General features: G+C 46.9%; 9 protein-coding genes and 1 pseudogene. 3 read left to right on the top strand and 7 right to left on the bottom strand.

Annotated features, from left to right (window positions below; all coding sequences use genetic code 11):
* Positions 1 to 494 precede the first annotated feature (494 nt).
* Positions 495 to 1,544, bottom strand: coding sequence for an alpha/beta hydrolase (locus C2M24_RS01645; RefSeq protein ID WP_105213076.1), 1,050 nt, complete (start codon positions 1,542 to 1,544; stop codon positions 495 to 497).
* An 876-nt stretch (positions 1,545 to 2,420) separates the two neighbouring features.
* Here C2M24_RS01645 and C2M24_RS01640 point away from each other — a divergent pair.
* Complete coding sequence (locus C2M24_RS01640) at positions 2,421 to 2,894, top strand: hotdog fold domain-containing protein (protein ID WP_105213075.1); 474 nt, start codon at positions 2,421 to 2,423, stop codon at positions 2,892 to 2,894.
* Between the two features lie 3 nt (positions 2,895 to 2,897).
* Here C2M24_RS01640 and C2M24_RS01635 read toward each other — a convergent pair whose 3' ends face one another.
* The 5 genes and pseudogenes from C2M24_RS01635 to C2M24_RS01615 all read right to left on the bottom strand — a co-directional run bounded on the left by C2M24_RS01635 (position 2,898) and on the right by C2M24_RS01615 (position 8,812).
* Positions 2,898 to 3,284 carry a bactofilin family protein gene (locus C2M24_RS01635; RefSeq protein ID WP_233997986.1) on the bottom strand — a complete coding sequence of 129 codons (387 nt, stop codon included), beginning with the start codon at positions 3,282 to 3,284 and terminating at the stop codon, positions 2,898 to 2,900.
* A gap of 7 nt (positions 3,285 to 3,291) precedes the next feature.
* Positions 3,292 to 4,404 (bottom strand): M23 family metallopeptidase, encoded by a 1,113-nt coding sequence (locus C2M24_RS01630; RefSeq protein WP_105200960.1) that lies wholly within the window; start codon positions 4,402 to 4,404, stop codon positions 3,292 to 3,294.
* A gap of 188 nt (positions 4,405 to 4,592) precedes the next feature.
* Positions 4,593 to 5,903 (bottom strand): fumarylacetoacetase, encoded by a 1,311-nt coding sequence (fahA, locus tag C2M24_RS01625; protein WP_105213074.1) that lies wholly within the window; start codon positions 5,901 to 5,903, stop codon positions 4,593 to 4,595.
* Between the two features lie 130 nt (positions 5,904 to 6,033).
* Positions 6,034 to 7,079: pseudogene (gene hppD, locus C2M24_RS01620) on the bottom strand (4-hydroxyphenylpyruvate dioxygenase).
* A gap of 263 nt (positions 7,080 to 7,342) precedes the next feature.
* Complete coding sequence (locus C2M24_RS01615; RefSeq protein ID WP_105200963.1) at positions 7,343 to 8,812, bottom strand: peptide MFS transporter; 1,470 nt, start codon at positions 8,810 to 8,812, stop codon at positions 7,343 to 7,345.
* A gap of 423 nt (positions 8,813 to 9,235) precedes the next feature.
* Here C2M24_RS01615 and tyrR point away from each other — a divergent pair, with 423 nt between their 5' ends.
* Positions 9,236 to 10,792 (top strand): transcriptional regulator TyrR, encoded by a 1,557-nt coding sequence (tyrR, locus tag C2M24_RS01610; protein ID WP_105213073.1) that lies wholly within the window; start codon positions 9,236 to 9,238, stop codon positions 10,790 to 10,792.
* Between the two features lie 191 nt (positions 10,793 to 10,983).
* The gene (locus C2M24_RS01605; protein ID WP_105213072.1) at positions 10,984 to 11,517 is read left to right on the top strand and encodes a thioesterase family protein; all 534 of its coding nucleotides are present in this window, start codon (positions 10,984 to 10,986) and stop codon (positions 11,515 to 11,517) included.
* A gap of 203 nt (positions 11,518 to 11,720) precedes the next feature.
* Here C2M24_RS01605 and C2M24_RS01600 read toward each other — a convergent pair whose 3' ends face one another.
* On the bottom strand, positions 11,721 to 12,374 hold the full coding sequence (locus C2M24_RS01600; RefSeq protein ID WP_105200965.1) for an OmpW/AlkL family protein: 654 nt from the start codon (positions 12,372 to 12,374) through the stop codon (positions 11,721 to 11,723).
* Positions 12,375 to 12,540 lie beyond the last annotated feature (166 nt).

The raw sequence follows: 12,540 nt of genomic DNA, 5'->3' as shown, positions 1-12,540 counted from the left end.
GGCCTAGCTTACAAAGACGTATTGTAAAAATGTCTCCAAATAGATGCCAGCATTAATGTGGAAATGTTTTGTGTGTCTGTCGCGTTTATTTTGTCGCGTTGGCGACGACAACCAAAGAGGGAGTGATTCGACTCCCTCTTTGGAAACTCCGCGAACCCGTGATTCGCCAATGCTTACGAACTCAGGTTTTTGTTAAACGTTCCGCTTAGGTGTTGATGCGATTTAACAGCACATCCATGTCCTGATAAATCTAGCTCGACATCGTGTCTCACGATCAACTCCACGCTTCACAACAAAAGCCGATTTCTTCAGCGCGAATCAAAACGGGAGAGGCGGCACCTGATATTTCAGAGTTTGCTGATGGGCTGATAAGTGCCACTAGTGGACTGTGGTAACACCGCAATAAGCGGAAATTGATAGTTGGCTATAATTTGAAGCGAAGCGGAAAAAGCCAACTGTTAATTTTCCGTTTAATTACCTTGTTATATTCCGTACTAACCACTACACCTTTGATTATTTTTAGCCTGATCACATATTACATTGAGAATATTTTCACCGGCTTCTTTATATCCATTACTAGATAAATAGTCAGATATTTCAAACAGTGAATCTATGCCTTCTGAAGATTGATTAATCGTGAAAGCTATGTGCTTATTAAGTTCTTCAGTCGCATTTTCAGAAATAGCATAATGAGCTACTAACTTTTGCAAGGTTTCGATTGGAACAGAAACCTTAAACCCAAACTTTTTAGATAAATCTGTATAGTGTTTTTTTAAACCGTTTAACCCTGAAGTTTTTACTTCGTAGGTTGGTTCCCAGCCCGCAAATGTTGATTGTAAAGCATATTGCATAGAAGAATGTTTAGTGGTTCTATGAGATTGCTCTGGGAATTTTTGGAATTCAAAAGAGCTTTTAGATAAGTTACTTAACTTCTGAGTTAATTCAGTAAAAGGGTTTTGCATATGCTCACCTTCATTTGCGATGGTGATCGTAAGAGGAGCTTTCTTTTTTAAATCCTCAATTTTTGATTTGGATACCATATCTAAGATGTAATTATCGTCAAGAGAAGGACTGAAAGCGAAGTATTTAGAAAAACCAGGATTATTACTTAACCAATAATCTAAGACGAAACGGCCTGAATTAGAATGCCCAGATAGAATTGTATAAGGCGCAACTCGGTAATTATCATTAACAAAAGATACGACTTCTGTCGCAAGAAACTCAGCAAAGGGCGTTGTTTTTCCATTTTCAGGACTAAGTTCTTTTCCTCTACTTTCTATACCTACAACTATAAAGTTTGGAATTTGATCTTCTAATAGATCAATAGTCGATAGGGTTGAAAGCATATCCCATTGACCGTGTAGTACGTATAATACTGGATACGAATTATCTTCATCGTGATATTTCTTTGGAAGTTTTATTAATAAGTTTCTTTCTTCCCCAAGTGTATCGGACTTTAACTTAATTTCCTCAGCTAAAATTAAATCTGAGGCGAATGAAAACTGTGAACAAAGTAAAACAAAACTAAAAATAAATACTCTCATTTATAACTCTCCATGTTGATGAAACTCTAGGAATATAACAATTTAATATCGAGCGATTGGGTCGTTTTTCTGCCGCAATCTGTCTCGTTTTTGTCCTATGACCATTGATAGCAAATTTAGGAAGTACTTACCAGCATTGAAGTTACGCTACATTGCTCTAAACGTGGACACGACAAAAACGACCCATTGGATCGTTTCCTGACTATAGGGGAAACTCAACGACTATGGACGCATACACTGTGATTTCGGTGGAAGGATGAACGTCCGATCCTCGCTTTAATCAGATTTACAGTTTGCGTTAACCTAAATTGAAACGCAGATTTATCAGCTAACCCCCCTTACATTGCATCCGAAACGCGATGCGAGAAGAGTAATCGCCCGCAGGGCTGAAAGCGGAAATAAGAGAGTGAACAATTTCACTCTCGCCGCTTGAAGGTGACGAACTCAGCGAGGAGGGGGCAGCGGGGGAAAGCGTGCTCAGGGCATGGACGCCCTGTGCGCGCTGGTTACGTTCACTTCTCGAAGCGCGTTGAGGAAATAATGCAATGTTGGGTTACGGAGGGTTAAAAGTATGTGCAAGCCATTCATCCTTGAAGCGGGGCTCCTGTCGGCCTCCTTGCCTCCACCTCCTCGCGCTGCGAAGCCGTGCTTCGGTCGCTCGTCGCCCACCGCGACAAGATCTAACTTATTAATTGCATTAGCATCTGTGCAAAAGATTCATTCCTGAACAGAAGTTTCTATTCGTGTTGAAGTTGCGGCGTCTCCGTTACTAGTAGAGCTTGAACCTTCAAGACCAATAAATACGACTAAGGATGTAGTTGCATTTATACCCAAACGCATGTTTACTGGTACGATGAGTGCTTAAGGAGAAGAACAATGACTGCACCCCCATTATTACGTACCTATCAAAAGTTCACTAAGTGGCCCTGTGGGCACTGGCTGTTTTCAAAGGCCGTCTGTGCGAAAGCGCCGTATTTTTCATCAATTAAACCAGCTATTAGTGAGCTGATGCCGGGCAAGTGTGTGGCTAAGGTGAAAAACCGCCGTGCCGTGCATAACCATATCGGTACCATACATGCGATTGCCCAGTGTAATTTGGCCGAGTTGGTGGCCGGAGTGATGACGGATGCGACCGTGCCCCATAAAACCCATCGCTGGATCCCCAAGGGAATGACGGTGGAGTATTTAAATAAGGTGGATACCGATATGCAGGCAACGGCGAAAATTCCTATGCCCCATCAATGGTTGGATAAAGAAGACTTAGTGGTGCCGGTAGAGATAGTGAATATGCGTGGAGAGTTAGTGTTTCGCGCGGCCGTTACCATGTACATCACCGCGCGAAAAAAGTAGCCGTTAAGATTCGGCTACCAAGGCTTCTTCATCATTGCTGACAAGCGATAATGTTTCTTGTTGGTTAAGCTGTTTGATTTGCCCTTCCATCTGCGCGCCAGCGGCGATGCTCAGGGTGTTGTGGAACACATCGCCCTGAACCTGTGCAGAGCTTTCAATTGCCACCTTATTGGCGCGAATTGAACCGCTTACACGACCACGTATAGTCACTTCACCGGCTTCAACACTGCCCTCTACATGGCCTTGGCTGCCAATCATTAACACCTCGGCTTTAATATCACCCTCGATGCGACCATCAAGTTGTACTTCGCCTTGGCTGAACAGTGAGCCGGTTAGGCGCACATCTGCGGAAATTAATGAGGGGGTACTGCTATTTTTATTATTATTCACAACGGGACTACTCTTCTGTGTATCTTTGTTCTTTGAAAACATCGGTTAATGCCTTGGTGATTTTGACCGGATTGATATGTTTATTATTGTGCAACACTTCGTAATGGAGGTGAGTTGCGGTACTGCGACCGGTGCTTCCCATTAAGGCGATGACCTCACCCTTAGTGACGAGATCTCCACGCTTAACGTGAATTTTATTTAAATGCCCAAAGCGCGTGGTAAAGCCATTGGCATGCTCTATTTCAATAAAACGCCCATAACCACCGTTACGCCCGGCTCGCACTACGGTTCCATCCGCAGGGGCAAAAATTTCGGTGTTACGCCATGCCGCCAAGTCTACACCTTTGTGCATAGCGCGACGACCATTCATGGGATCCTTACGCAGGCCAAAGCTGCTGGAAATATAGTAATCTGCTGCAGGTAACATATGCGGTACCTGCGCCAACATGGACTCTAGCTGGTTAAGGGTCAACAGCTTATCGACCACGCTGAGTGAGCTGGTGTCCTGCTCATCGGTATCGAGTAATTCCAGCGGGCCGCCCTGAGCCACCTGCTCCTCGCTTTTAGCAATCAGCTCATCCATCACAGTGCTGGGCAGGCCTGCACGGGCAATGGCAGCGCCAAGCATTTGTTCACGTTTGACTATGGCTTGGTCGAGTAGGGAGAAGGTGTCGTATTGACGCTGCTGTAGCGTTGCTAAACGCTCATCGACACTAGTATCCGCCGAAGGCGTATCGCTGGCCTCAAAGGGAATGCCTTGTTCCGGCAACAAAGATGCGGGCAAGGAAGCCAGTACATTCTGTGTCAGTTGCTGGCGTTGCTCCAGTTGGCTCAACTGGGCAATAAATTGCTCTTGCTGCTGCTTTGCCGCAGCGATTTGCTGACGCAATTGCTCATTTTCAGCAACCACATCGCCGCTGCTTAATTGCAATGCGCTTTGCTGCCAGAAGTTATAAGCACCAAAAGAGGCAAGTGAAGCAACACATACAAAAGCACTAAGCGCCATGGTGCACTGCTTCTTGGTGGTTAGCTCAACCACTTTCACTTCACCCTCTTGGCGAATTAAGAGCTGCCGTGCTGGGAAGTGCTTAGTAATAAAGTATGATAGATTAAACTTCATAAGGACAAATTACTGATAAAAACCCTGCTAAGATAACAAGGTGAGTTTAAAAATCCAGCAAAAAATTGTAATTGACCGCAAAAAAAAGCAGCTTATCGTGGTCAAAAGCACGAAAGCTGCATTTTTATTAGTTATCCTTCCAGGCTAGATAAGCCGTCAACTGGGAAGGGAAACTACCTGGCAATCTATTAGTTGGCAGGTAAAACGGTGGCGCGACATTCGCCGAAGCCGATGCGTGCGAAGCCTTGCTTCTCACACCAACCGCGCATGATCACGGTATCGCCGTCTTCCAGGAACTTACGGCTTTCACCATTACCCAGGTCAAGCGACTCTTTACCGCCGCGCGATAGCTCAAGTAGCGAGCCCGCTTCTTCATGCTCAGGACCAGACTGAGTGCCCGAACCCAGCATATCACCGGCGTTAAAGTTACAGCCGTTTACTGTGTGGTGCGCAACCATTTGCGCTACCGTCCAATATGAATGCTTAAAGCTTGATTGTGACAGCTTGGCCGCTGGCGTGCCTTCGGCGCGCATTTTTTCGGTCTCTACCGCTACATCCATTTGAATATCAAGGGCACCTTGCTCACGGTTTTTAGCCGATTCCAGGTACTCAAGTGGTTGCGGCTCGTTCTCGTCGCGAGTCCAGGCCAAGCGATAAGGTACAAGCGCTTCATTGGTCACAACCCAAGGAGATACGGTTGAAGCGAAGTTTTTCGCCAGGAATGGGCCTAGCGGCTGATATTCCCAGGCTTGTAAATCACGCGCCGACCAATCGTTAAATAGGCAGAAGCCAAATACGTGCTCGTCTGCATCATCAAGCGCGATTGACTCGCCCAGCTCGTTACCCTTACCAAGGTAAATACCCAGCTCTAGCTCGTAGTCCAGACGCTTACAAGGGCCGAAAGTCGGTGTATCCGCATCCGGAGCCTTAGTTTGGCCCTTAGGACGAGGGAAGGTTTGACCGCTCACGCCTATGCTTGAAGCACGGCCGTGGTAACCGATTGGTACCCACTTGTAGTTAGGCAGTAAAGGGTTGTCCGGACGGAACAGGCTGCCTACCGCTGTGGCGTGGTAGATAGAAGTATAAAAGTCGGTGTAGTCGCCGATATGACATGGCAGGTCATATTCTACTTCTGTTTGGGCAATCAAAGCGTCGCTTAGTGCTTGCTCGTGCTCGCTACCCGTGCGCAATGCTTGTGAAAGCGCAAGACGCAGTGCCGACCAGTGCGCCTGACCCATGGCCATAAAGGCATTTAGACTGGTTTGTGACGCGGCTTCAACGGCTTCTTGGGCAAGACCGCTGAAGATGCCGAGTTTGGCCACGGCGGCTAAGTCTACTACCTGAACACCAATGGCGACGCCACCACGGAATGCTTCGCTGCTACCGGCGCGGCGAAAGGTGGCAAAAGGCAAGTTTTGGATTGGGAAATCAGTTTTGCCGTCGTTCGCAGAGCTGACCCAGCTGGTCAGGTTAATATCGTGCGTTTCATTGAGTTGCATGAGTTATTCCTTTTGCTAAAGCTTTTATCTGTTATTGAGCCAAGAATAAAAAAAACAAGGGCTCGGAACTTAAAAAAGCAGTGCCCACACAAAGGTGGACGCTGCTTTTTGGCGCTAGATTTGGGGGCGCTTAGATAACGCCACGGCGCTCTTGGTCACGCTCGATAGACTCGAACAGGGCCTGGAAGTTACCTTCACCGAAGCCGCCATCATCAACACGTTGGATCATCTCAATGAAGATAGGACCAAATAGGTTCTTGGTGAAGATTTGTAGCAGGTAACAATCTTCGCTTTGGCTATCTACCAGGATCTGGTGCTGTTTGATCTTCTCTTTATCTTCTTTAACCCAGGAACACGGTCGAAGATGGTGTCGTAGTAGTGATCTACGATATCCAAGGTCGCGATGTTGCTTTGATCAAGTTTATCAAGTGAGGCGACAAGATCGTCAGTAAGGAAGGCTAAGTGCTGTACACCCGGGCCATTGTACTCGTTTAGGTACTCATCGATCTGGTTGTTGTTGTTGTCTTTACCTTCGTTGATTGGAATCGAGAAGGTGCCACATGGTGATTTAAGGGCGTAAGACAATAGGGCTGTTTTTTGACCTTTGATGTCGAAGTAACGTACTTCGGTAAAGCCAAATACGTCTTTGTAGAAGTTAGCCCATGTTTCCATCGTACCCTTGTACACATTGTTGGTCAGGTGGTCGATGCGGATAAAGCCTTTGCTTTCTACTACATTTTGCTCTTCTAGGTCTACGAAGTCAGTGTCGTAGATGCTGCCCTTGTCACCGAACTGGTCGATGAAATAAATCAGGCTGTCGCCGATACCGTAGATAGCAGGGTAAGGCATGTCTTTGTGCGTAGAATCGGTTGCAGGCTTGGCACCGCGCTCAACGGCAGTGTCGAAGGCTTTTTGTGCATCTTCTACACGCCAACCCATAGAACAAATGGCCGGACCGTGGCTCTTAGCAAATTCTGCAGAGAAGCCGCCGCGCTCGTTGTTCAATAGGAAATGAATGTCGTTTTGGTTGTAGTAAAGGATGTCTTTATCTTTGAATTTCTTTAACTTTGAAAAGCCAAAGTCGGTAAAGATCTTGTCCATATAGTCCGCATCTGGTGTTGCGTACTCGGTAAACTCGATGCCCTTAAGGCCTAATGGGTTATTTACTTCACTCATGATTTAGCTCCACTTGCTGTGTGTTTGGCTAGGCTCTAGCGGTAAAGGTCGTTGCTGAAAATAAAGCGCCGCCATTGCCATCAAGCCATAATTGTTTGAGCGCATAATCGGAGAATTTGTTCGAAAGCGAAAGAGTGGGGGGCTAATTAACTAATGGGTTAAGTGTAAATAAAGGTGTACGATATCCTGCTGGTGTAAGCTTTTCGTTAAATCGGGTAATAAAAAAGGCGCCTAAGGCGCCTTTCTTGACTTCTATGGAAGAATTACTGCTTCTCACCTGTGAGTTCTAATTCTTCTTCTAGCAGCTGCTCTTCGTCATGCGTACCTTCTGCACCATGCATCCAGTCAACTAGCTTGTCAGCCATTAACCATAAGCAGATACCAGCGAGGAACGCCATGATGGCCACGCCACCGAAGGTGCTTAATGGGCCAGCATCACCAACCAGCTTACCGATTTCAGCGGCCGCGTAGTTACCGATACCCGAGAAGAAGAACCACATACCCATAAGGAGTGAGGTGTACTTCAGTGGCGCTAGCTTAGATACCATAGACAGACCGATAGGCGATAAACATAGCTCACCCATGGTGTGGAATACATAGGCCATAACTAACCAGATCACATGGGCTTTGGTATTGGCATCGTCACCGATTTGCAGTGCCGCACCCACCATGGAGATAAAGCCCAGGCCAAGGAAGAACATACCCAGGGCAAACTTGCGCGGTGAATCCGGCTCTCTATCACCCATACGGATCCAGAAGCTGGCAAAAATAGGTGCTAGCAAGATGATGAAAATAGGGTTAACTGCTTGCAACCAGCTCGCCGGCATTTCCCAACCAAAGAATACCAGGTCAGTTTTGTATTTAGCGAAAAGGTTCATTGAGCCCGCAGCCTGCTCGAAGCCGGCCCAGAAAATGATGGTGAAGAAGCTCATGATCAAAATTACTTTGATGCGGTCACGCTCTTCATTAGTAAGAGGTTTTTTAGCAGCGCCTTGGTTGTCGTCACCGCCTTGCTTTGCCGCAGGCACGGTACCGATATTACCCAGGTACTTGTTAGCAAGAGACAGCTGCAGGATAACACCAAGAAGCATACCTACACCGGCTGTTAAGAAGCCGTACTGGTAGTCAAATTTCTCACCGATAGAGCCAACTACGAAGTAGCCCAGGATAGAGCCCAGGTTGATACCCATGTAGAAGATGGTAAATGCGCCATCGCGACGTTTGTCACCTTCAGAGTAAAGGTCGCCTACCATGGTCGAGATATTTGGTTTGAAGAAACCGTTACCGATAATAAGTAGACCAAGACCCAGGTACATAAATTCAAGCTCTAGGCCAGGAACCATGGCATGCGGTGTACCTAGGGCAAATTGACCTAGGGCCATGATCACACCACCTGTGATAATGGCTTTACGCTGGCCCGAGATGTTATCTGCAAACCAACCGCCAAGTACTGGCGTTACATATACTAAGAAGGCATAGAAACCCAAGATGCTCAGGGCATTTGAATTCAATGCTTTTTGATATTCTTCGTCGGCGCCTGCTGACATTGGGTCGATGCCGAAGTAGGACATATCCCAGCCCATGGCGGCAGCGGTAGCAATAGTAGAAAGGTAAAGCACGAAAATACCGCGCATACCGTAGTAGCTCATGCGTTCCCACATTTCTGTGAAGAACAGCAGGAAGAGCCCCTTAGGGTGACCTAGAAAATCACCTGTTTTTGGTACTGAACTCATTAAAAATACTTCCTAACTTACAAATTTATTATTTTGCAATGCTGGGCATCGCTGCTATTTGTGAGGCCTTATTATTGTTGCTTTTGCTACTGTAAACCTCAGGTGAAACCTTGGATGGAAACCCTAGATGAACCCAGATAGCTGGCCTGTATCGGCAGGATAAAAGAGCGGCAAACTACCTGGCTGGTAGCGCGGGCGCCACTTTATCCTAGCGACAAACGCGCCACAGTATACATACCCACTGGCATCAGGGGAAGAGTTATGAATTAACGATAAATGAACCATTATGTGCAGAGGACGTCACGCCTCGGCAATATGGCATTAGCAAGTTTGTGCAGTAATCTTTACAATTTGCTACCCAATTATTGCTAATTTAGCGTATGATTGCGCCAGCCACACAGATAAACCGCGACTGAGGAACACATGCGTCTTGAAATTTATTGTCAGGACCGAATTGGTATCGCCCAAGAGGTACTAAATATACTGGTTAACTATCAGGTTGATTTAAAAGGCATTGAGGTAGATGCCAAGAATTGCCGCATGTATGTTAGTTTCCCGCCCATTGAGTTTGAACAGTTTCAAAAAATCATGCCGTCCATTCGCCTTATTCATGGCGTTGAGGATGTGCGGACCACGGCGTTTTTACCCTCGGAACGTGAGCATAATGAACTTAATACCCTGCTCAGTGCGCTGCCCGATGGCGTCATCTCTATCGATAACAAGGGCTGGGTGCGCCTGTGCAATGCCGCCGCCTGTCGCGATTTGCAAATGACAGAGCAGGAAGCTGTGGGTGCCAACATAAATAACCTGCTTAAAGGCTTTAACTTTACCCGCTGGCTTGAGGGTAAAGAAGTGTTGGGACAAACCACTCGGGTAGAAGTGGGCGGGGAAGACTTTATCGCCGATATTCTGCCAATATCCGTCCCGCAAGGGGATGACCAAAATGCCCTGGCCGGTGCGGTGATCAACATCAAATCGCAAAGCCGATTAGGACAGCAGGTTAGCGCGTTTCGTCGCTACGGTCAGGAAAGTTTTGCCACCATACATAACTATTCAACGGCCATGCGCCGCACCGTGCGTGAAGCCCGAAAGATGGCGCAGTTAGAAGCGCCCATTCTGATCACCGGCGAAACCGGTACCGGTAAAGAACTATTGGCGCGGGCCTGTCATTATGCGTCGAACCGTTCTATTAAACCCTTTATTGCCCTGTCTTGTGCCTCACTTCCCGATGATGTTGCCGAGTCTGAACTCTTTGGTTATGCCGGCTATGAAGACAACGCCGCGCCAAAACGCGGGGTGTTAGAGCAGGCAGATGGCGGCACGGTTTTCCTCGATGAAGTGGGGGAGATGTCATCTCAGCTGCAAACCAAGTTGCTGCGCTTTTTGCAGGACGGCACTTTCCGCAAGGTCGGTGATGAAAACGAGGTTAAGGTGAACGTGCGTATTATTGCCGCGACACAAAAAGACCTGCCGGCCATGGTGCAAGAGGGAACCTTCCGTGAAGATCTCTATTACCGCATCAATGTATTGACCTTGGACATTGCGCCACTGCGCGATCGCAAGGCCGATATCGGCCCGCTGGCTGAGCATTTTGTGCAAAAATATGCGCAGCAAAATGGTGCTCCGGTTCCCACCTTAAGTGAAGAAACCATAGAGTATTTGCAGCAGTACCCTTGGCCGGGCAATGTCCGCCAGTTGGAAAATGCCATTTATCGTGCCGTGTCCTTACTCGATGACAGTGAGCTGACCGTAGAGCATCTGCAATTGCCGACCTTTACCAATGATCTGGGTTACCTGGAGTCGGATTTTGAAGGCAGTTTAGATCAGGCGGTTAAGCGTTTCGAAGCCACCTTGTTGCGCAAGCTTTATCCTGCTTACCCGAGCTCACGGCAGTTGGCTAAACGCCTAGGACTCAGTCACACCGCGGTAGCCAACAAATTGCGCGAATACGGTATTAACCGAAAGACCGTAAAAGTGTAATCGGCAGTTTTTGCCAGGTTATTTCAGATGGGTACCTCAGGGTGCCCATTTTTATATGCCCTTACCTATGAAGGTAATGGATTCAATGCCTTGCTGGTATGTTTTAAAGGGGTAAAGCAATAGGTGAGCTTTTATTAAAGCGGTGATACCATGCTGGTCTTACCTGTTTAATGGATCTCTAGGAGCACACCTTGAACCTATATTTTCGGCTGTTGTGGTTATTTTTTAGGATTAAACGTAATAAAGCGCGCCAATCTTTACTGGAATCCGTGGATATCGACTTTCGCGCCTGGCCTCTTGATTGCGATATTAATCTGCATCTGACTAATTCCCGCTATTTAGCCTTGATGGATATTGCCCGCACCTGGATGACAGAGCGACTGGGCATGCTGGGTGCAGTGATGAAGCGCCGCTGGTTTCCCATAGTCAATGCCACGGCCATCACCTATATTCGCGATATTAAGCCATGGCAAAAATTCACCGTGTCCACGCGCTTGGTGGGCTGGGATCATAAGTACTTCTATATCGAACAAAAATTTACAACAAAGAAAGGCTTACATGCCATTGCTTATGTGCGCGGCGTATTTCGCAGCCGCCAAGGAGTGGTGGATGTTGAAGAGATAGTGGCCTTGACTGGTTATAAGGGTGAAACGCCGGTTTTGCCGCCGGAGATAGAGCATTGGAAGGCCATGCTGGAACAAAAAAAAGCGACTAATCAGGGTTAGTCGCTTTTGCTTTGCTTACATTAGCAAGTGTGGGCTTGGTTATACCAATTCACTTAAATAGCTAATCATTCTAGCGGGCTAAATATCGTGCTCACTGCGTTGGAATTTTTGTATGTAGAATAACTACATAGGAAAAACTCCGCCTTGTTATCACATCATTTATCCAGCGCTATATCTGTTCACATACTTAACAGAATTGGTATTTAGAAGCTGTAACGTACACCGAACATGGCAACAACAGGGTCGATTTTAACGTCAACGGTCAGTGCCTTAACGCCATCAGCATAAACGCTTGCGTCGCTGTCGATATCCATGTAGCTGACCATGCCGTGTAGACCCCAGTTTTTGTCCAGCGCGTAGTTAAAACCAACCTGAGCGGCAAGGCCCAATGAGTCGTCTAGCTTTAATTCTACGTCGTTGGTACCCAATACGGTTTTAAGATCTTGGCTCGCTTGCTCATCGAAGAAGATGGTGTAGTTAATACCGGCACCTACGAACGGGCGGAACTTATCGCCGGCCTGACCGAAGTGGTACTGGCCAAGAAGCGTAGGTGGTAAGTGTTTAACTTCACCGATTGATGCACCTTTAAGACCGGTACGACCGTCCACGTCGTGGCTAAATGGCGTGGCTGCGATTAGCTCTAACACCCAGTTGTCGTTTAGGGCGTAGTCGATGGTAATACCCAGCTGCGTATCGTCATCAACGTTTAGGCCAAGCGTTGGATCTTGGTCGATTTTAGACACTTCGCTGTCTGGGTTTACATTAATGGCACCCACATTAATGCTCAGGTTTGCGTGAGCAAGAGAAGAGGTTCCAAGTAAAAGGCCAACTAAAGCTGCGCTAAGTGTTTTTTTCATCTTCATCTTCCTAAGTAGAAATTTTAAATTTGTTGTGCTGATGGCGCCATTATCAGGGCTGTTGGAAAATAAAAACTGTTCTAGATCAAGCTTTCATCCGCGTTTGCGTATCGCCTCGGTGGATCTTTGATTTAGATTAAACTTTGCGTCGGTTATAAGGCAAAAA

The organism is Pseudoalteromonas sp. T1lg22 (assembly GCF_002964645.1).
In the GTDB taxonomy this organism is placed as follows: Bacteria; Pseudomonadota; Gammaproteobacteria; order Enterobacterales; family Alteromonadaceae; genus Pseudoalteromonas.
Note: the sequence above shows the minus strand (reverse complement) of the source record. Positions and strands in the feature narration are given on the sequence as shown.